At 50.9% G+C, this 20581-nt stretch carries 22 protein-coding genes; 20 read left to right on the forward strand and 2 right to left on the reverse strand.

The features are described 5' to 3' along the window. Positions 1 to 232 precede the first annotated feature (232 nt). The 4 genes from HCH_RS19070 to HCH_RS19085 all read left to right on the forward strand — a co-directional run bounded on the left by HCH_RS19070 (position 233) and on the right by HCH_RS19085 (position 5250). Positions 233 to 1306 carry a TRAP transporter substrate-binding protein gene (locus HCH_RS19070; protein ID WP_011398047.1) on the forward strand — a complete coding sequence of 358 codons (1074 nt, stop codon included), beginning with the start codon at positions 233 to 235 and terminating at the stop codon, positions 1304 to 1306. Positions 1307 to 1498: 192 nt separating this feature from the next. Next, entirely contained in the window at positions 1499 to 2197 is a 699-nt protein-coding gene (locus tag HCH_RS19075; protein WP_011398048.1) for a TRAP transporter small permease subunit, read from the forward strand. A 4-nt stretch (positions 2198 to 2201) separates the two neighbouring features. After that, positions 2202 to 3560, forward strand: a complete 1359-nt coding sequence (locus tag HCH_RS19080) for a TRAP transporter large permease (protein ID WP_011398049.1) — start codon at positions 2202 to 2204, stop codon at positions 3558 to 3560. A 13-nt stretch (positions 3561 to 3573) separates the two neighbouring features. Further along, complete coding sequence (locus tag HCH_RS19085) at positions 3574 to 5250, forward strand: acyl CoA:acetate/3-ketoacid CoA transferase (RefSeq protein ID WP_011398050.1); 1677 nt, start codon at positions 3574 to 3576, stop codon at positions 5248 to 5250. Here HCH_RS19085 and HCH_RS19090 read toward each other — a convergent pair whose 3' ends face one another. Then, positions 5251 to 7038, reverse strand: a complete 1788-nt coding sequence (locus HCH_RS19090) for a thiamine pyrophosphate-binding protein (RefSeq protein ID WP_202945264.1) — start codon at positions 7036 to 7038, stop codon at positions 5251 to 5253. It abuts the gene before it with no gap. A gap of 317 nt (positions 7039 to 7355) precedes the next feature. Here HCH_RS19090 and HCH_RS19095 point away from each other — a divergent pair, with 317 nt between their 5' ends. The 15 genes from HCH_RS19095 (at position 7356) to HCH_RS19165 (ending at position 18368) form a co-directional block, all read left to right on the forward strand. Then, entirely contained in the window at positions 7356 to 7838 is a 483-nt protein-coding gene (locus tag HCH_RS19095; RefSeq protein ID WP_011398052.1) for a DUF6484 domain-containing protein, read from the forward strand. Between the two features lie 68 nt (positions 7839 to 7906). Continuing rightward, positions 7907 to 8368, forward strand: coding sequence for a DUF4150 domain-containing protein (locus tag HCH_RS19100; protein WP_011398053.1), 462 nt, complete (start codon positions 7907 to 7909; stop codon positions 8366 to 8368). A 27-nt stretch (positions 8369 to 8395) separates the two neighbouring features. Next, complete coding sequence (locus HCH_RS19105; protein WP_011398054.1) at positions 8396 to 9454, forward strand: DUF2169 family type VI secretion system accessory protein; 1059 nt, start codon at positions 8396 to 8398, stop codon at positions 9452 to 9454. Positions 9455 to 9458: 4 nt separating this feature from the next. Beyond that, on the forward strand, positions 9459 to 10826 hold the full coding sequence (locus tag HCH_RS19110) for a hypothetical protein (protein ID WP_011398055.1): 1368 nt from the start codon (positions 9459 to 9461) through the stop codon (positions 10824 to 10826). Positions 10827 to 10838: 12 nt separating this feature from the next. After that, positions 10839 to 11954 carry a 3-oxoacyl-ACP synthase gene (locus tag HCH_RS19115; protein ID WP_011398056.1) on the forward strand — a complete coding sequence of 372 codons (1116 nt, stop codon included), beginning with the start codon at positions 10839 to 10841 and terminating at the stop codon, positions 11952 to 11954. Further along, positions 11951 to 12793: an AHH domain-containing protein gene (locus tag HCH_RS19120; protein WP_011398057.1), complete on the forward strand. Its 843-nt coding sequence runs from the start codon at positions 11951 to 11953 to the stop codon at positions 12791 to 12793. Before HCH_RS19115 ends, HCH_RS19120 begins: the two co-directional genes overlap by 4 nt. A 54-nt stretch (positions 12794 to 12847) precedes the next feature. Further along, a complete protein-coding gene (locus tag HCH_RS19125; RefSeq protein ID WP_011398058.1) occupies positions 12848 to 13429 on the forward strand; it encodes an imm11 family protein in 582 nt (193 codons plus the stop codon). A 7-nt stretch (positions 13430 to 13436) separates the two neighbouring features. Next, positions 13437 to 14018 (forward strand): hypothetical protein, encoded by a 582-nt coding sequence (locus tag HCH_RS19130; protein ID WP_041598800.1) that lies wholly within the window; start codon positions 13437 to 13439, stop codon positions 14016 to 14018. Between the two features lie 5 nt (positions 14019 to 14023). Beyond that, the gene (locus tag HCH_RS19135; protein ID WP_083769880.1) at positions 14024 to 14605 is read left to right on the forward strand and encodes an imm11 family protein; all 582 of its coding nucleotides are present in this window, start codon (positions 14024 to 14026) and stop codon (positions 14603 to 14605) included. A gap of 9 nt (positions 14606 to 14614) precedes the next feature. Continuing rightward, positions 14615 to 15196, forward strand: coding sequence for an imm11 family protein (locus HCH_RS19140; RefSeq protein ID WP_011398061.1), 582 nt, complete (start codon positions 14615 to 14617; stop codon positions 15194 to 15196). Between the two features lie 6 nt (positions 15197 to 15202). After that, entirely contained in the window at positions 15203 to 15784 is a 582-nt protein-coding gene (locus HCH_RS19145) for an imm11 family protein (RefSeq protein ID WP_011398062.1), read from the forward strand. Between the two features lie 7 nt (positions 15785 to 15791). After that, the gene (locus tag HCH_RS19150; protein WP_041598801.1) at positions 15792 to 16373 is read left to right on the forward strand and encodes an imm11 family protein; all 582 of its coding nucleotides are present in this window, start codon (positions 15792 to 15794) and stop codon (positions 16371 to 16373) included. Between the two features lie 6 nt (positions 16374 to 16379). Next, positions 16380 to 16961 (forward strand): imm11 family protein, encoded by a 582-nt coding sequence (locus HCH_RS19155; protein WP_011398064.1) that lies wholly within the window; start codon positions 16380 to 16382, stop codon positions 16959 to 16961. 3 nt (positions 16962 to 16964) lie between these two features. Then, complete coding sequence (locus HCH_RS19160) at positions 16965 to 17558, forward strand: imm11 family protein (RefSeq protein ID WP_011398065.1); 594 nt, start codon at positions 16965 to 16967, stop codon at positions 17556 to 17558. Between the two features lie 33 nt (positions 17559 to 17591). Further along, positions 17592 to 18368: a hypothetical protein gene (locus tag HCH_RS19165; protein ID WP_011398066.1), complete on the forward strand. Its 777-nt coding sequence runs from the start codon at positions 17592 to 17594 to the stop codon at positions 18366 to 18368. 146 nt (positions 18369 to 18514) lie between these two features. Here HCH_RS19165 and HCH_RS19170 read toward each other — a convergent pair whose 3' ends face one another. After that, complete coding sequence (locus tag HCH_RS19170; RefSeq protein WP_011398067.1) at positions 18515 to 19342, reverse strand: proprotein convertase P-domain-containing protein; 828 nt, start codon at positions 19340 to 19342, stop codon at positions 18515 to 18517. A gap of 670 nt (positions 19343 to 20012) precedes the next feature. Between HCH_RS19170 and HCH_RS19175 the strand changes: the two genes are divergently transcribed. Then, the gene (locus tag HCH_RS19175; protein ID WP_011398068.1) at positions 20013 to 20501 is read left to right on the forward strand and encodes an Hcp family type VI secretion system effector; all 489 of its coding nucleotides are present in this window, start codon (positions 20013 to 20015) and stop codon (positions 20499 to 20501) included. Positions 20502 to 20581 lie beyond the last annotated feature (80 nt).

Consider the following 20581-nt stretch of genomic DNA (forward strand, 5'->3'; position numbering starts at 1 on the left):
TCTTCATACATTGCCTGAAATATCGGACAGTTCTAAGGCCTCACCAATGTCAGCGATTGCAGGCTCCCAAGGACAACAGTCAGACCCTCTGTCCGGCCTTCCATACACCCATCGGACAAAAATTCATATTTGATGCGTATCTATATGAAAATTAAGGAGTTTAAAAGCTGGCTCAATATATGTATTCTGCCTTCCGGTAGTAGTCGGCAATAAAAAAATTTAGGGAAATACTATGCAATTACATGGAACCTCATCCTTATCTTCGCGTGCGCTCGCCAAAGTTCTCATTGTCGCCACACTGACTTGCGCAGGGGCGGCGCAGGCGGCCGACAAAGTACGCTGGAAAATGCAGGCGGCGTACGGCAGCAATCTTCCCGCCCTGGGCGACACGATTCCCGGCGTCATGGAGTCGCTTAACAAAGCCTCCGGCGGCCGCATCATGATCAAGCACTACGAACCCAACAAACTGGCGCCCACGCTGGACATCACTGAAGCCGTCAAGAGCGGAAAAATCGAAGCCGGCTATACTTGGCTCGGGTACGACCAGGGCCGTATCGCCTCTTCCGTCCTGTTCTCTTCCGTCCCCTTCGGCATGGAGCCCTGGGAATATATCGCCTGGTGGTATGAAAGCGAAGGCCGCCAGATGGCGGAAAATATCTATCATCGCGACAACATTCATCCCGTTCTGTGCGGCCTGACCGGGCCGGAAACCGCAGGCTGGTTCAAAAAAGAGATCAATGAACTTGAAGACATCAAAGGCCTGAAAGTCCGTTTCGCCGGCATTGGCGGCCAAATCATGCAGGATCTCGGCGCTTCCGTAACAGTATTGCCCGGCGGCGAAATCTTCCAGGCGCTGGAAAAAGGCGCCATTGATGCGACGGAATTCTCCCTTCCCGCCGTCGACCAGAAGCTGGGCTTCAACAAAGTCGCCAAATACAACTACTTCCCCGGCTGGCATCAGCCCCACTCCGCGTTCCACCTGGTGGTCAACAAACAGGAGTGGGACGCCATCTCAGATGGCGACAAAGAAATGATCAATATGGCGTGCCAGGCCGGCGTCACCCGCGATCTGGCGCGCAGCGAAGCCATTCAGGGTCGCGCCATGGAGCAATTGGAGGCTGACGGCGCCGCCGCACGTAGACTGCCGGAGAACATACTGCGCAGTCTGCAGGAAGTGACCAAAAAAGTACTCGATGCAGAAGCCGCCAAAGATGCGGACTTCAAGAAGGTATACGAAAACCAGCTGGCGTTCGGCGCGCAATATAAGCGCTGGAAGCAGTTGGGATATCTGCCGCGCGACTTCTAAGCCTGCTGGCTGGACGTTGCGCAGCGGTGTCTGATTTCCTTGAGGTAAGCAGTACCCATAGCGTTCTAGGGTGTCGCTACGACACTTTGTGGGGGCCCGGCCCCCACCTTTTTCGGCTGGTGGCCATCCCGTTCCGCCAAAGGGACGCCCGTTTTATAGCCCGCAGTAAGAATAATAAACAGGAGTATCCTTATGCAGGCGCATCCTATTAAGGCTGAAAGCGCCAACACTGACGCACTGAGCGGCGCATTACCGTCTCAGAGCGAGCTATTGCGTCATGAGCGCGGTCTCAACGCCTCTCCACCCGATTTCTCTCCCTCATCTTTTGAACGTAAAGACGCTTTCTCCAATTTGAGCGCCGAAGCGACCCCGCCGCCAGAACTGCCGCACACACGACTGTCCAGATTACTGGACACATTCATACGCCACATCGGCGAAGCCAGCGCCTGGATCTGGCCCATTCTGATGCTGGTGATTATGACCAACGTCGTGATGCGCTACTTTTTCGGCGAAGGGCGCATTGAGTTTGAAGAGTTGCAGTGGCATCTGTACGCCATTGGATTCCTTACTGCACTGTCCTATTGCTATCAGTCCGACGACCACGTAAGAGTGGATGTCGTACATGAGCGCCTGTCTCTGAAATCCCGGTGCTGGATTGAGTTTTTCGGCATATTGTTTTTGCTGATACCGTTTCTTGCGTTACTGACCTATTACGCATTTCCCTTCGTTTATGGCGCCTGGCTCAGTGGTGAGCGCTCGTTGTCTCCCGGTGGGCTGCCCTATCGTTGGGCGATCAAAGCGGCGCTACCCGTTGGCTTGCTGCTTCTCTCTATCGCGACGGCGTCCCGTTTCAGCCGCGTGTTCGTCTATCTTTTCCTGAAACCGAGGTAATGCGATGGAGCTGAATGAAGTCCTGGCCATCGCAATGTTCGCCACATTCATCATTCTTATCTTTTCCGGTTTTCCCGTCGCGTGGTTACTGGGCGGCGTGGCGGTCGTGTTCACCGGCGTCGCCCTGTTCGCCGACACTTATCTGGACGCATTCGTCGGCATCGATTGGGACTACACCGCGCTTTCGGTAGATCGAATCTGGGGCATCATGAATAACTGGGTGCTGGTGGCGCTGCCCATGTTCGTCTTTATGGGACAAATGCTCGACCGCTCCGGCGTCGCTGAAAACCTGATGAACGACATCTCCAAGCTGTTCGGCCGCATGAACGGAGGAACCGCCGTTGCGGTGGTGATCATCGGGCTGCTGCTGGCCGCCTCCACCGGCATTATTGGAGCGTCGGTCGCGCTGCTAACGCTGTTGGCGCTGCCGGTGATGTTGAAAAACCACTATCAGTCGGAGCTGGCGGTCGGCTCGGTGTGCGCCGTCGGCACCCTGGGAATCCTGATTCCTCCCAGCATCATGCTGGTAATGATGGCGGATCAACTGGCCATGTCCGTCGGCGACCTGTTTCTCGGCGCGGTGATGCCTGGCGTACTTCTGGGTTCCGCCTACATCCTTTACATTGTCGCCCGCGCCAGCTTCGACCCCAGCATCGCGCCCGCCGCCGCAGACGCAGAACCTCTCAGCGGCCAGATCGCTTTAGCCGCCTTACGCTCAATCATGGCGCCGGCGTTACTGATCCTGGCGGTGCTGGGCTCTATTTTCTTCGGTCTGGCGACCCCCACCGAGGCCTCTGGCGTCGGCGCCTTCGGGGCCACCTTCCTGGCTTGGCGCAACAAAAAGCTCAATGTAAACATGTTGCGCGATGTCTGCCGCCAGACCAGCAAAACCACCGCATTTATCTTCGCCATCCTGATCGGCGCCACCGCTTTCTCCCTGGTATTGCGGGGTCTGGGCGGCGATGAGCTGATTGAAAATGCGCTGACCGGTCTGCCGTTTGGTCCTAACGGCGTCATCATATGCATTCTGGTTTGTGCGTTTCTGCTCGGCTTTTTCCTGGACTGGATCGAGATCACGCTGATCATTCTGCCGCTGGTGGCGCCGGTGGTGCAGCAACTGGGCTTCGATCTGGTGTGGTTCACCGTCATGTTCGCCGTCTGTCTGCAAACGTCCTTCCTGACGCCGCCGGTAGGGTTCGCCCTGTTCTATTGCAAAGGCGTCGCGCCGCCGGAAATCAAGGTGGGCTCGCTCTATCGCGGCGTTACGCCCTTCATTTTTCTACAGCTGGCCGCCCTGGTGCTCGTATTCATGTGGCCGCAACTGGTCACCTGGCTACCCCAGCAAGCCTACGCCAATCCATGACTCCGAGGTTGTTATGCACCCGAAAGTAATTAGTGCCGAACAAGCAGCTTCCCTGATTGAAAACGGACGCACCGTCGCCACCGCAGGCTTCGTCGGCATCGGTTTTCCGGAAACTCTCGCCGTGGCGTTGGAAAAGCGATTTCAGGAAACACAGTCGCCTCGGGATCTGACGCTCGTCTACGCGGCGGGACAGGGAGACGGCAAAGAGCGAGGATTGAACCACCTTGGCCATGAAGGATTAGTGAAACGGGTCGTCGGCGGCCATTGGGGTCTCGTGCCCAAACTCGGCAAGCTGGCCTGCGAAGGCAAAATCGAAGCCTATAACCTGCCCCAAGGCGTCATCACGCACTTGTATCGCGATATCGCCGCCGGCAAACCCGGCGTCGTCACCCATGTCGGGCTGCATACTTTCGTTGATCCCAGATACGACGGCGGTCGCATCAACGATAACACGCCTCCGGGACTGGTAGAGCTACTCAATGTGGGGGACCAGGAATTTCTACTGTACAAAGCCTTTCCCATCCACGTAGCGCTGCTGCGCGGCACCACCGCCGACCCCAAAGGCAACATCACCATGGAGAAAGAAGCGATGCCGCTGGAAAGTCTGGCCATCGCCCAGGCCACCCATAACAGCGGCGGCATCGTTATCGTTCAGGTGGAAAGACTGACCGCCCGCCACAGCCTGCATCCCTCCCGGGTGCGCATCCCCGGCATCCTGGTGGATAAAGTCGTGGTGGCGCCGCCCGAACACCATCAACAGACATTTGCGGAAAGCTATAACCCGGCTTACAGCGGCGAGATTAATCTGCACTTCTGCGATCACAAAGCGGCGTTGGATATACGCAAGTTGATTTGCCGCCGCGCAGTGATGGAGCTGCGCCCCGGCGCCATCGTCAATCTCGGAATCGGGATGCCCGAGACCATGGCGACCGTAGCGACGGAAGAAGGCCTGATGGATGAAGTCACACTGACGATCGAACCTGGCGGCATCGGCGGATTTCCCGCCGGCGGCCTCAGTTTTGGCGCAGTGATGAACGCCGAGGCGATTATCGACCACCCCTCCCAGTTCGATTTTTACGATGGCGGCGGCCTGGACCAGGCGTTCCTGGGCATGGCGCAGATGGACAGTGAGGGCAACGTCAATGTCAGCCGCTTCAGCCAGCGCATGTCCGGCGCCGGCGGTTTTATCAATATCAGCCAGAACGCCAAGGAAGTGTACTTTCTCGGCGCCTTTCTGGCGGGCGACTACGACATCCGCATCACCGGCAATGGATTGGAGTTCGGCGTTGCGGACGCCACCATGAAACTGGTGAACAACGTCGAACATCTCACCTTCAGCGGTCGCTACGCTCTGGAGCGCGGTCAAAAGGTCACCTACATTACTGAGCGATGTGTTTTTCGTCTGAGGCCAGACGGCCTGGAGCTGACTGAAATTGCACCCGGAGTGCAGATTGACCGGGATATTCTCGCCCATATGGGGTTCCGCCCACGTATTTCTCCCAAGCTGAAGATCATGCCTATCGAACTGTTTCGCAGCGGCATGATGCACTTAAAACTGCCTTTCACCGACAGCGCATCACCGCCTGAAGTGTCGCCACTCCCCTTGTGCGACGACGGAACCGAAGCAATCGATGAGGCGCTGGAGCGCCGCTACCATAGCGCTCTTAACATAGAAGCTTCGCGGGATTGATTAGACGGATATTGAGCCTTTACGGAAGTCCGAATGATCCAGGATCGCATTGATCAATACCGGCCGGCCCTGGCGCGCCAGCGCTTTCGCCTCCTGCAAGACAGGCGCGATATCCGATGGCTTGTCCAGTAGAAAGCCCACTCCGCCATAACCTTCAGCAACTTTGTGGTATTCCGTGCGGCGCAACATGACGCCAACGTCATCCTGCAGTATCGTCACCTGATCACGGGCAATCTGGCTCCAGCAGGCGTCATTGCCCACCACCGCTATCACGCCGATGTTATGGCGAACGAAAGTATCGAATTCCGCGAGGGAGTATGCGCAGGAGCCATCGCCGTAGATCAGCCATAGCTCCACCCCTTGCGTGGCCGCTGCGGCGCCCAGTACAAAACCGCCGCCGACGCCAAGCGTCCCGAACACGCCGGGGTCAAGCCAACTTAATGGCGAGCGGGGGCGCAGGGTGTAGGCGGCGGTGGCGACAAAATCGCCGCCGTCGGCGATGATCGCGCTTTTCTCGTCCAGCGCCGTATCAATTTGCAACAACAGATCCAGAGGATTGATGCGTCCTCCTTCGGTCAGAGCCTGCGTGCGAATATCTTTTTCTCTCTGCCGATCCCGCTCGCGCAGCGACTGCAGCCATTCGGCGTCCCATTGTTTCGTCTCCCCCCATGATTCCGCCAATTGCATAAGAAAGGCGGCGGGATCACCCCAGACCGGGATCGTGGGCAGGCGATTTTTAAACAGGTCCTCACGCTGCGCGTTCACCGACACCAGCGTCGTCTTGCGGGAAATATGAGAGCCGTAATCAAGACGAAAATCACAAGGCGCGCCAGCCAATAAAACCCAATCCGCCTCGCGCAACGCCTGCTTGCGATGATGCTTTACCTGCAACGGGTGATCCGGCCCCAGCAGCCCCCGAGCCATGCCCGAGAGATAGACCGGCGCGCCTAACGTCTCAATCGCTGAAGCAAGCTTGTCCGCCTGATCGGGATGACGCAGCGCCTGACCGCCGATCACCATAGCAGGGCGTTTCGCCTTGCGCAGGGATGGCGCCGCCACCGCCGCCAGCGACTTATTTTTAGCCGCATCGATCAGGTCCATAGACATGTCCGCAGCAGTATGGCGCAGAGCGCGCAATGTGTTACGTTGCGGAGAATCCTGGGCGCCCTTGAACATCTGCTCCGCATGAAAGTCCAGATACCATTGCACCGCCTTCCCGCCAAGGCTTCCTTTCCCCTGCTCTCCCCCCTTCACGCCATACCATTCCCGGACAACCTCCTCCGGATACAGCACATCAATGGGAAGCTCAACGAATGTGGGTCCGGGCGCGCCAGCGCAAGCAACTCTGAACGCCTCCCGTAACGTCGGCGCAATGTCGCGGACCTTCTCCACCGCAAAGCACTGTTTGACCGTCGTTTCCAGCAGTCCGGTCTGGTCTATATCCTGCAATGACCCGCGTCCGCGCAGCACCGTGGCGCTGGCGCCGCCAAGCAGAATCAACGGAGACTGCGCCATTTGCGCATTTTTCAGGGCGGTGACTGCATTGGTGACCCCCGGGCCAGCCGTCACCGCCGCCACACCCGGTATTCCAGTCAAGCGCGCATAGGCGTCGGCGGCGAATACCGCGCTCGCCTCATGCCTGGCGTCAATCACCTGCATGCCGGCCTTGCGACAACCGGAAAGAATGGGAGAAATATGCCCTCCGCATAAAGTAAACAACGCTCCAACGCCATGCTCCAATAACGTCTCAGCCACCAGATCGCCACCGTGTTTCATATGCAAGTCCATTCCCTGTTCCGTTTCTGATTATTGTTTCAAGAACCTTAAACCAAGCCGTCTCAACTGGCCAACTCAAACTCACCAATCCCCTCTCGGCCTTATGGCGGTAGTAAGGCGGGATAGGCTCATGTATCCTTAAGCCACACTTGAATTTACAAATGATTTGCAAAACCGCATTGGCCGACAGCCTTTTTATTTCAAGGGGTTTGAGCCATATGGGGGAATCATGTTTTAAGCCGTCGACATACTTCGCATGACGGCTTTCAGCGTCGAACGGCGCTTGAATATTAAGTTTATTTTCAACACCAAAGGAAAGAGGCGCGACCATGGGTGCAGTCAACGAATTATTTGAATCCGTAGCGGAAACCGCCGCCACGCCAGTTATAGGAAAACTGGTGGAAGTGGATGCTAAAGGTCGCGCATGGATTGACTTCCCCGGCAACAGCGAAGGCGCACTGCTCGCCAAAACCACCATCACCCTCCCCCCCAGCCAGGCCGTTCCAGGCCAACAGTTGCTGATGTTATTCGAAGGCGGGCGCAAAAAATCCCCCGTCATTATCGGCGTCGTTGGCGAAGCGCTGGTTCCCAATGAAAGTCAGACAGTCGTGCTGCCTGTGGGTAAGACAGATGGCGCCGTTATAGATGGTAAAAAAGTACGTTTCGACGCGCGCGATGAAATTCAATTGGTGTGCGGCAAAAGCAGCATCCTGCTGCGAGCCGATGGCAAGGTCGTCATCAAAGGCAAAGATATTTTGAACCGCGCCATGTCATCCAACAAAATCAAAGGCGCTAACGTCGCGATCAACTAAGAACGGTTGCGTCAAAGGCGACGCTGGGCGAATATACACGAGATTTCAAGAGATTAAGGAATATAGCAATGGGCGTTACAGTCGGCGTAAATCATATGTCCGTGGTGCACAAGGACAGCGGTGGAGTGACCATCTGTTTCCCGGACGTCTGTAAAACCCCCACACCGGGCGGCCCTGTTCCGATCCCCTACCCCAACATCGCCATGTCCAGCAACTCGGCGAAAGGCGCCAAGAAGGTCAAGTGCGACGGCAATCCGGTGTGTCTGAAAGATTCCAACTTCTCAACCAGTACTGGCGACGAAGGCGGAACGGCGGGCGGCGGCATCGCTTCCGGCACCATCAAGAACAAGGCGGAGTTTTCCATGTATTCCTTCGACACCAAGTTCGAAGGGAAAAACGTGCCGCGCGCCTTTGACATCATGCTTCATAACAAAATGAATACGCCGCCTTTCCCTGTGCTGCAGAAGCCCATCATAGCGATGCCGATCACTGAAAAACCCAAGTGCATCATTTGTAAAAAAGAACTTTAATCTTCGGTCAGTGAATAACGATCAACAATGCCGCACCCGGAAATTACCAATAAAACCCCTTTTGTTGTTGAGCCCCTTTACCTGAATGATGAAGAGTTCGTTCCGGTCCTGACGGTGGTTGTGAAAGCGACCTACGACATCGTCGGCAACCAGCAGTTACGGCTGGCGGATGAACAGGCGCCGCTATGTCTGGCTGGCGAATACTGGGGAGAACCTGGCGAGTCCAGCCTGAAATACGAGCCTGAATGCGTCTACTTTAAACCTGCCGCCGATATTGTTCTGGTCGGACACGCTTACCCTGAGCACAAAAACGACGCCAGCGTCAAAGTTGGCATCCGCGTAGGCCCGGCTAGAAAAATCGTGCAAGTGTTCGGAGACCGGCAATGGACAATGGGTCCGTCCCATCCTATCGCCACCGCTCCCGCGCCCTTCGAGAAAATACCGCTGATCTACGAGCGCGCATTTGGCGGCAAAGATCCCCGTGGCGACGATGGCGAGAAGATCAGCCAGGAATCGCGCAACCCCATGGGGGTCGGTTATCGCGATCCGCTGGAAGATTTCGAAGAAGGGACTCCCCTGCCGAACCTGGAGAATCCGGACGATTTGATTCGCGCCTACAATGACGCCCCTGCGCCGGTCGGTTTCGGCTTTATCGAAGGCCATTGGGAGCCGCGCATCAAGTACACGGGCACCTACGATGAAACCTGGGAGAAAACGCGCAAGCCCTTGCTTCCTTTCGATTTCAATAAAAGATTTTACAATGCCGCATCGCCCGGACTGGTGTTGGACGGCTATCTGGCCGGCAACGAAGAAGTCACCATAGTGAATGCCTCCCCTCGTGGACGCCTGCAGTTTTTCCTGCCCAACCTGCCAGCGCCGGAATGTCACGTGCAGCTTCAAGGCGGCGCTGGCAGTCTTAGAGATAAAGGCGAGCTGGACACGCTGATCATCAACACCGACGAGCATAAGGTGTTTCTGATTTGGCGCTGCGTTATCCCGCTTAATGGCGGCTTTAACAGCATAGCGGAAATAAACACCCAGATCCCCGGCGTCGAAGTCATGAAACATGTGAAACTGGAGTCTTAGATACATGGGAGCAGGACCTCTAAACTTCGCTCCTGTAGACGAGTTTTGTCGTCAGCTTTACTTGGAGCACCTGGAAGAAGCGTCTTTTCTATACAACAGCTATCTCGCATGGAGAAATGACCCGGAAATAACCTGGAGAGATCTTCAGGACCTGGAGGATAGACTAGATGCGCATATTTTCGCTCTTACTTCAGGAGGAGACGCGGCCAAGCAAACCTGTCTGAAGCATTTGTCGAAAGCCGACTCGGGCGAGATTTACGCCATCGCCAGATTTTTTTGCCAGGCCCATGACGGGCAATGCATATCTCTGTTATGGGAAACGCTACTGAAAGGCATCGACGATGAGCTTGAGGAAGAATCTGAAGAGTATGACAAGATAACCGCCGCCGCACGCGCACTGCGCCAGGACTACCCTCAAGAGTGGCGCATCAAGCTGGCGGCGATTTTGGAAACCACTCACCATAAGTTGTTTCCGATTATCGCGTCAGCCGTAGCGATCACCCGCAAAATGTCGGATAAAGGCGCTAAAAACCTTCTTGAGAACATTCCTTCTCCCTTTCTTTCAAGCGCGCTTGAAAATGTAGCGGAGAACCATACGACAAGCCACGCCAAGCTGCTTTATCCGCTGTTGGAGCATGAGTCCGCCGCAGTGCGGCAGTTGGCGGCGGTGGGAATGTTACGGCTTGGCGAAACCCATGTCCTCCCTCAGTTGCTCAATCAGCCGCTGGTGTTTGCGATCCCTATTGCTCTGGCCGGCATCAGGCAACAAATGCAGATTGTTCTGCAGGCTATCAATAAAAAAGAACTGAATATCGATCTGATTGCCGCATTAGGCATCAGCGGCGATCTCAGAGCCGTGAACTTTTTATTGCCCGCCCTGGCTGACGATGAATTGGCCTATCACGCCGCGCACGCATTGAACCTATTGGTCGGGGCCAATCTTTATGAAGAAGCCTTTCATGAAGAGCGCTTTTTTGAAGAAGATCTGTTTGATCATGAAATTGCGGACTTCAAGAACGGCAAATCTCCCCAGCATCCAGGCGGACGCCCTTATGGCGAGAATATAGAACAGCTCTCCCGGGACCCGGCGAAATGGCGGCAATGGATGCTGGACAATGAAAGCCGATTTGACCCGGCTTTACGCTACCGTTATGGGGAGCCCGCCAGCCCGCAAACCATCGGCAGAAGTTTGGCCAGCCCGCGAACGCCCGACTTCCTGCGCCGCTGGATTCAGTATGAACTGTGCATTCGGTTCGGACTCGGCGCGCCGTTCTCGGTAGAGAACCCCGTCAAACAGCAATATAGACAGTTATCCGGCATCGCCCAGTGGGTGCAAGAGCACGGATCAGCCCATACTCCAGGACAGTGGTAAGAGAGCCTTCCTATGAGCACCCCACAGGACTTTAATACTGAGCTTCCTATCGCCGTCAGCGAAGTCGGCGCGATCACTTCCGTGGGAAGAGGCATACAGGACAGCTTCGCGTCTATCCTCGCCGGCATGTCCAGAAGCACTGAAGTGAGCGGGTTTAAAGTGTTCGATGGCGATGAGCACGACATGGTTCCGTTAATCGGACACCCGGTCGCCGCAGTCACTGAGGGCTTTTCCGCCCTTGCCCGCTGGCGCCTGCTGGCGGACCACGCTCTGGGCAATCTTATCCAGCGTGGTAAAACGCCCGGAGCCAAACTGACTCAGACGCCCACCGGCTGCACAATCGTCTTGCCGACCCTGGAAGGCGATCGTTTCTACTATGACCGCAGAATACGCCCTCCTTACAGCTCTGAAAGCCTGCTCAGCGGCTTGCTGATCAAGCACGGACTCAACATACCGCTAGAGCAGCGGGGATATTTTTGCAGTGGCCATGCCGGGATCGGTGAGGCAATTCTCGCTTTAAAAAGTAAAATGGAAGCTGGCGCGATTCACCGGGGCATTATCATAGCCGTCGACTCGATGCTGGATGGCTTCTCTCTGCTATGGCTGAACGAAGCCGGGCGTCTAAAAACGCCTGACTCCGCCCACGGCCTGGCGCCGGGAGAGGCGGCAGTGGCTCTGATTCTGGAGCGGGCCGACGCCTTGCAGCAACGCGGGGGCAAGCCAATGGCTTGGCTGAAAGCCGCTGCCTGCAGCGAAGACGATTATGGATTCTGGCAAATTGGCCGCACCCAGGGGCGCGGATTGATCAATGCGTTGAATCAAGCCATGCAGAACTTCGGGCCGGACTTCCAGACAGAACTCTATACCGATATTAACGGAGAGCACTGGCGCAGTACTGAGTTAGGCATGGCGATTCCCGGCTCGTCAATTGGACCAAGCCTGGCGGGCGGATTCAAAGCGGTGGCGGAGTCAGTGGGCGAAACAGGCGCCGCCAGCGGCGCGCTGAATATCGCCATCGCCGCCCAGGCATTAGCCTTGGGACAATCCCAGGCGCCCTATGCGACGATCCTGTCCAGCTCGGATTACGGCGACACCTGTGCGTGCATATTACAAAAGGCGATGTTATGAGCAAAAAGCAAAAGTCAGAAGGACCTCATGAGTGTTACACCGACGGCTATGGCCCGCACAAAACGGTGCAAGGCATGGAGGGCGGTTCTTGCCTGGCTCGCCATGAACAGTCTTACAAGAAAAACAACAGCTGCTCTTATCGCTGGCAGGGCGTAGAAAAAGCCAAAACGAAACCCGGCTGCGACGCCTACAACGCACACCCAAACACAAAATATCACATCACAGGCAGAGGAACCGGCCCCGTCGCCACCTCCAACCTGTCTAACTACACCAGTGACGGCAGCGGCCATGACGGCGTAGCGGGCAAAAGCTTCACCAGCAAAAAAGGCGACGCACTGACCCTAGTGGAAGTGAATAACTTTACCACCGGCTTTGCCCCATACGGCAATCAGGTGCATCACATAGTTAATATAAGTTCGGTAAGAAACGGTATTGAAGAAATAGCTAAAGATCTACCCGACCTTAGAGTATTGATCGTTAATGGTTTGTTGGATGAAAAGTACAACATTAACTATAAAGACAACAGCCTGATACTGCCGACACAAAGAAGCGCTTCGGCCAAAACCGGCCTTCCCTCTCACTACGGGAGCCACCCTTCTTATAGCAAGGACATATTGCAGCATGTGAAGCAGGCTTTGCAGCCCTACAAAAAAATCGCAAATGAAATGAAAAAGAACAAGCCTCACAGCAAACCCGACCCAGTAGAGCTGAAGAAGAAATTAGAAGACGCATCCAAGAAACTTTATAAAGAAATTATGGGAGATGCGGCGGCTAATCGGGCAAAAGCTAAAGCGACAAAGATTAACGATGTATCGCCAAAAAGCTTGCTGGCCCGTTAAAGCTATAGACCTTCTTCCAATCTACTTTAATACTCTCAATTCCAAGGAAAGCATATGAAATACTTTCTATTCGATTTCTTAGGCGATAAAAAAGAAGAAAAATACTGCTTTACTTCCAAAACTCCTGATGGCGGCATTGACTCGTACGACCTAATCGCAGGGTTCCGCTTGTCGGATGAATACCCTGATGGCATAGAAGAAGTAACTCTGAGCCTGGAAGACCAATTTCCAGGTGTTGAGCTGGCTTCCTTCATCGGCAATACAGATAAAATGCTCGCTTTCAGCAAAAAAGCCGCCACGCTCATCACGTCAATGAGCGAGTCAGAAATAGAGGTAGTTCCCTTTATCCTCTATAACCAGAAAGGCAAAGTACATAGCACGGATTATGTCTTCCTTAACCCAGTTGGGGATAGAGATTGCATCAATTGGAAAGAATCTATCTGCACTCGTGATTCCGAGGGAGATATCTCCACCTACGACAAAGTTGTCTATTCAAAAGCAAAATTAAATGAAGCGCCTCACATATTCAGAGTGAAAAATCATACTGGATACTGTTTGTTCAGCGAGGAGCTGGTCAAAGCCCTACTGGATGCAGGCCACACAAACTTAGTATTCAAGGATATTGAAGTCGCCTGATTTAAACATGAAATACTTTCTCTTTAATTGTTTAGGGAATAGAGAAAAAGAAGAATATTGCTTTACAGTAAAAACACCTGATGGTGGCGTAAGCACGTATGATTTAACTTCTGGTCTGCGTCTGTCAGATGAGTATCCAGATGGTATAGAACCGGTATTCTTGAAGCTTGATGATAGATTCCCAGGATTGGAGTTAGCTTCCTATATTGGTAATGCCAGTAATTTATTACCTTTTCACATTTCGGCAGCAAATCTAATACACCAGTTAAGCCAATGTGAGATAGAACTAATACCATTCACCCTTTTAAATCCAAAAGGAAATGTGCATAGCGAGGAGTATGTCTTTGTCAACCCGGTAGGCGCCACTGACTGCGTAAATTGGAATGAAACGGTTTGCACCCGAAGAAAAAATGGGGATATAGCGAACTATGAAAAAATTGTCATGGATAAGAGTAAAGTAAAAGACTTTCCAAATTTATTCCGCATACAAAATAAAAGCAGCTTATGCGTATTTAGTGAAACCATAGTAGATGCCCTAATGAAAGCTCACCACAACAACTTAGTTTTTATTGAGCTCGAAGTGGCTTGAAAATCATGAAGTACTATTCGTTCAGTTGCCTGGGAGATAAAAGCAATAATGACTATTGTTTCACTATCGACACCCCAGAAGGAGGAATCGACTCCTATGACCTTATAGCTGGGTTTCGTTTATCTGATGAATACCCAGATGGCATAGAAGATGTAATTCTAAGACTGGAAGATAAGTTTCCTGGCTTAGAGCTTGCCTCTTTCATCGGTAACGCCAATGACATGTTAGCTTTTAACAAGGAAGCCGCCAACATAATCATCTCCATAAATCAAGCAGAGACAGAGATTATTCCCTTTACTTTATTTAACCCCAAAGGGAGGGTCCACAGTACCGATTATGTTTTCGTTAATCCCGTAGGAGACTGGGACTGCGTAAACTGGAAGGAGTCCAGTTGTGAGCGTGAAGATAATGGCGACATATATTCCTACGAAAAGTTGGTTTTTTCCAAGGAAAAATTACAAGGAGCCCCTCACCTTTTCCGTGTAAGATTTGAGACAAATTTATATTTATTTAGTGAATTCCTAGCTAATGCACTTATTGAAAAGGGGCATACTAACTTGATTTTTGAAGATATCGAGGTGATCTGACAGGTTTATATGAAATATTTTCTCTTCAGCACCCTTGGCGACACAAGCAACGATGACTACTGTTTTACCTCAGATACGCCAGAAGGAGGGATTGATTCCTGGGACTTAATCGCAGGTTATCGAATATCTGACGAATACCCTGACGGCATTGAAGAGGTTACCCTCAAGCTTGAAGATCAATTTCCCGGGCTTGTCTTAGCCTCTTATGTAGGAAACCCAAATCAAATGCTTGCCTTCAGCAAAAAGGCGGCAGACCTAATTATATCAATAGCACAGTCTGAAATAGAGGTTATTCCGTTCACACTCTTAACGCCAAAAGGAAAGGTTTATAGTAACGACTACGTTTTTATTAACCCAGTGGGCGCGATTGACTGCATAAACTGGAAAGAAACTGATTGCGCCCGAAGAAAGAACGGCGATGTTTCCAGCTTTGATAAATTAGTTCTAGATAAGAAAAAAATAGACAATCCTCCTCACCTTTTTCGGCTCAAGCATTTAACTAACGCATATATATTTAGCGAAGTTTTGACCAAGTCACTACTAGATGAAAATCATACAAATTTAATTTTCAGTGAGATTGAGATGGCCTAGTTAAAAGTGAAATATTTTCTTTTCAAATGCTTAGGGGACAAGAGCAATGATGACTATTGCTTCACTACGGATACCCCTGAAGGTGGAGTCGACTCTTACGACCTTATAGCAGGATTTCGTTTATCTGACGAGTACCCGGATGGTATAGAAGATGTTGTTCTAAGACTGGAAGATAAGTTTCCTGGCTTAGAGCTTGCCTCATTCATTGGCAACGCCAACAGACTGCTTGCGTTTAGCGTATCAGCCGCTCAAATAATTACTTCCATCAACCAAGCAGAAACTGAAACCATCCCCTTCACGCTACTCAATAGCAAAGGCAAAGTACACAGTAAAGATTATGTGTTTATCAATCCTGTAGGAAGCTGGGATTGTATAAATTGGAAGGAGTCAGTCTGTGAGCGAAATGCAAAGGGAGATATAAAGTCTTATGAGAAGCTCGTATTTTCCAGGGAAAAACTAGTGGGGGCGCCACATCTCTTTCGCGTAAAACATAAAACCAGCTTATATTTGTTTAGCGAAGCCCTGATTAAAGTATTACTAGACGCTGGCCATACAAACTTAGTTTTTAGCGAAATTGAAATCTCTTAACCAGGCAATGAAATACTTTTTATTTAATCCATTAGGCGATACAGGCAACGAAAGCTATTGCTTTACTTCCAAAACACCGGACGGAGGAGTTGACTCCTATGATTTAATCGCCGGTTTCAGACTATCTGATGAATATCCAGATGGTATTGAAGATGTTTATTGGCGTCTTGGTGATAACTTTGTAGGACTAGAGCTTGCATCTTATATCGGAAACACGCATAGAATTCTCGCGTTCAATAAAAGCGCAGCAAATCTGATAATATCAACTGCTCAGTCTGAGATCGAAACTATTCCATTCACCTTATTAGACTATAAAGGAAAGGTACATAGCAAAGACTATGTCTTCATCAACCCAGTAGGCTCCATTGACTGTATTAACTGGAAAGAAACAGTTTGTAACCGTAGAAAAAATGGTGACGTAGCCAATTATGAAAAGCTAGTCCTTGATAAAGAAAAATACGATGACCTCCTCCATATATTCCGTATTAAGTATTTGACCGCAGAATATATATTCAGCGAAACTCTTGTTAATACATTACTAAATTCCGGACATACAAACTTAGTTTTTAGCGAAATCGAGTTCGCCTAATTCGAAATGAAATACTTTCTCTTCAACACTCTCGGCGACACCAGCAACGATGACTACTGTTTCACCTCTGACACACCTGAAGGGGGCATTGATTCCTGGGGCTTAATCGCCGGGTATCGGATAGCTGACGAATATCCAAATGGAATTGAAAAAACCATACTGAGACTGGAGGAAGAATATCCAGGCCTTGTCCTGGCTTCCTATATTGGAAACGCTGATCGTATGCTTGCTTTTCGCAAAGATGTTGCGAAGGTCATTGTAGACACCAATCAAAGTGAAACCGAAGTTATTCCCTTTACTCTACTTGACCACAAAGGAAAAATTAGAAGTGAGGATTATGTCTTCATCAATCCCGTTGGCGCTATAGACTGCGTTAACTGGAAAGAATCTGTTTGTACCAGAGATAATGAAGGTAATATTGAAACTTACGAGAAGCTTGTTTTTTCAAAAGAGAAATTAGAGCAGCGCCCTCACCTTTTTCGCATTAAGTTCGATACTAGCCTCTATCTATTTAGTGAGGCATTAGCAAATACTTTGCTGAGCAAAGGCTATACAAACCTGATATTTAAGGACATTGAAGTCGCCTAAATCATGAAATACTTTCTATTTAATTCTCTAGGTGACACCGATAACGATAGTTACTGTTTCACTTCAAAAGCTCCTGAAGGTGGGATTGACTCTTATGACTTAATTGCCGGCTTTATACTTTCTGACGAATACCCGGATGGTATAGAAGATGTTTATTGGCGTCTTGGTGATAACTTTGTAGGACTAGAGCTTGCTTCCTATATTGGAAATCCAAACAGCATTCTCGCATTTAATAAAAGTTCAGCGGACTTAATTACCTCAACTGCGCAGTCCGGATCTAAATCTGAGGTCGAAATGATCCCATTCACTCTCTTTGACCATAAAGGAAAGATACTTAGCACAAACTATGTTTTCCTTAATCCTGTAGGCTCCATTGACTGCATTAACTGGAAGGAAACAGTTTGTGATCGCAGAAAGAATGGGGATATTTCCAGCTATGAAAAGCTGATCCTTGATAAGAACAAAATGTGCAATCCCCCTCACCTGTTCCGTATTCAGCACCTGACGGATGAGTATATATTCAGCGAAGTGCTTGTTAATGCATTACTAAATGCCGACCATACAAATTTGGTTTTTAGCGAAATCGAAATCCATTAAGATATAGCAAGCCAAACTTACGGAACCTTTATTATGAGCTCACCCTACCTCGAAGATTATAAGGAAAACGCAGAGTACGAACTGGAAATAGCCCTTCCTATCGCAGTAAAAAAAACTCTGACCAACATGCAGGCGCAATCAGTATGCATGTACTTTCGGCAACGAGGCGCTTGCGAATTACTGTTGACCGGTGAGCCAGACGCCTTGTATGTCAACCTGATGCAAAGCGCCGCATTACATCAGCACTACCTTCACTTTGCGCCAGAGAGCGACAAAGTCACCAGCCGGGCGATGCCTTTCTATGACGCCATCGGCGGAGGTTATTGGGAGTGTGCGGAAGATATCGCGAGGCATAGCCGCCTGACCTGGAATCAGAAGCATGAGCTGGAAGAAGACTTCCTTTTTGTCCTGTTCATCATCAAGCACTTTTTCCTTGGCGCCGACGAAGATGAGTGCAGAGGCATTATTGAACGTCACGACGAGGCAGCGGAAGGCGCTGACTCAGAATATAGAGATATTTGTGAAGCTTTCCTCGACGAAGACAGCGATGCGTTGCATGACGCCATCTGCGCGCTATTGGATGTACGGGCGGCAAGGCTGGATAAAATGGCCGAAAACGAGTCGCTTCCTGATGAGATATTGGCGTGGTCCCGCTACTTTTCCATTGAGGCATTCGCTTTGCTGCGCTTAGCGGAGAAAAAAGGGATAAAGACGGCGATAAACTACTCTCAAATACCAGAGGTCGCCAGAAAGTCTCCTGGATTCAAGTTTGAGCCGGATTCCTGGAAGTCATTACACTTTGCGCCTTAGCCAGGTGACTGCAACACTTTAGGCTTGCTGTGCGGCCATATGCGTTGAGGTTTTGTAGGCGCTCAACGCATATCCTGTTCTCAATGTGACAGTAAATGGCATGCCGCCAGACTATCGCGCCATGCCAAGCCTTCGCCATACGAGCCTTACTCGACAGTCACACTCCAGCTATCCAGGATCACAGGCGCTTTATAGGTTTTGCCATACCCCATAATGGTCAGCGTCCAATCTCCCTGAAGCTCAGCCAGGTCCATCGGCCCGATAATGTACTGCTTGCTGACGGAGCCTTCACCCGTACCCACTTTGCCGGTATAACGTCCCAACTGCGTTCCGGAAGGGCCGGTCAGCACAGCGTTGACATACTTTATATCAAGGAAGTTCAAGGTAACGGCGACGCTTTGCGCGTTATTCTCAAAAAGCACGTTTAACTTGAACTGCTTCCAGGCGCTGCCTTCTGCGCCGCGATCGATGCGGCTGGCCTTATCATAGGTATAAATAGAAGGGCTATCTGGTTGGTCGTCACCAGCATCGTCTCCGCCTACCGATTTGCCGTCATCGATAGTAATGCTCCAGTTATCCAAAGTGACTGGCGCATCCAGGCTTTTACCATACGCCAGAATGCGTAAAGTCCAGTTTCCGCTGACCTCAGGGATTGACGTATGGTCAATGACGTACTGCTTGCTTAAAGACCCTTCCCCTGCACCCACGACGCCGGCAAAACGCCCCACCATCATTCCACTGGGGTCGGTCAATACTGCGTTAATGGACTTAGCGTCAGTTAAACCCAGATTCACACTGATGCTTTCTATACTATCTACATAAGAGACAGGCAATACGATCTCTTTCCAGGTCGCAGAGCCCGCATTGCGATCAATGCGTGTCGGAACGTCGTACTGAAAGGTTTCCGCAAACGCCAAAGGCGCAAAACTCAGAGCCGCTAAAGCCGGCAGCAACAATCTTCTCAGCAACGCCATAGAATTCTCCCACTTAATTAGCACGTAGCCCTAAATCAAGCCCAGCTTGTTAAGAGCCTGTTTATACAGGAAAAAGAATACTAGAGGCGCACAACAACAGCACTCCTGCAAACACCCTATCAACGCTGGTCATAGGTACTACGCAAAATGGAGAGAGTCATGACTTGCATTTGGCGAAAAGAAATTTACCAAGGTCACCCCCGTTTTCTGAGAGAGAGATCACACTAATTCAAAAAAAGGGGGTGAAATAGGAAACCGAGTCACTGAGTTTTCATACAAGAACGCTGATTAATTAGTGTCAGAGTGACTTAATAAAAAGGGTGTCAGAGTTAATCCTCACTGCCTCGTTTATATATGTATCCAAAGCGAATACATTAGTATTTTATTAGTGCCAGAGTGAAGCGAAAATTCGATTTAATTATCGCCCAGAGTCACATTAAATTCTGGCTTTAAATAGTGTCAGAGTCGTTTTAATTTATTGAAAAATATGGAATTTTATCCTTGAAGATCAAAGTATATCCGCTCATACTGCAACCACGCTTTAGGTAACCCGATGCAGTAAAAAGCGATAGAAATTTTCTGAAAAAATTTTAAAGGGTTTCCAAAATCTTCGACGCTTTATATCTCGAAGATGAATTAAAACAGATAACTCAACTAGAGGAATTTCAACATGGCTATTTACATGAACTACGACGGTCTGAAAGTTAAAGGCAACGTGACTGCTGAAGGCTACAAAGACTGGATTCGTCTGGACAGCTTCCAATTCGGCGTTGGTCGTCACATCACTATGGAAGCCGGCCACATGTCCAACCGCGAAGCTACTCGTCCCAGCATCAGCGAAATCTCCGTTTCCAAACTGATGGACACCGCTTCTTCCGGTCTGTTCAAAGAGTCTCTGACTGGTACTGCTGGCGTTAAAGTTCTGGTTGATATCGTTCGTACTCAAGCCGACAAAATCGAGAAGTACGTTTCCTACGAGATGGAAGACGTAATGGTAAGCAGCTACAGCGTTTCCGCTGGCGCTGAGTCCGCTCCGGCTGAGTCTATCTCCCTGAGCTTCTCCAAAGTAACTATGTCTTACACTGCTGCTGACAAGAAGCACGCTGGCAAGACTCCAGAGCGCGTTGGTTACGACCTGGAAGCTGGCAAAAAGATCTAATTTGGATCTGGGTCGCTCGCTCCTTCGCGAGCGACTCGCCAAGCCAACAAAAAAGGCGAGTGGGATTTCCCCTCGCCTTT

Origin of the sequence: Hahella chejuensis KCTC 2396 (genome assembly GCF_000012985.1) — a bacterium.
Lineage (GTDB): Bacteria > Pseudomonadota > Gammaproteobacteria > Pseudomonadales > Oleiphilaceae > Hahella > Hahella chejuensis.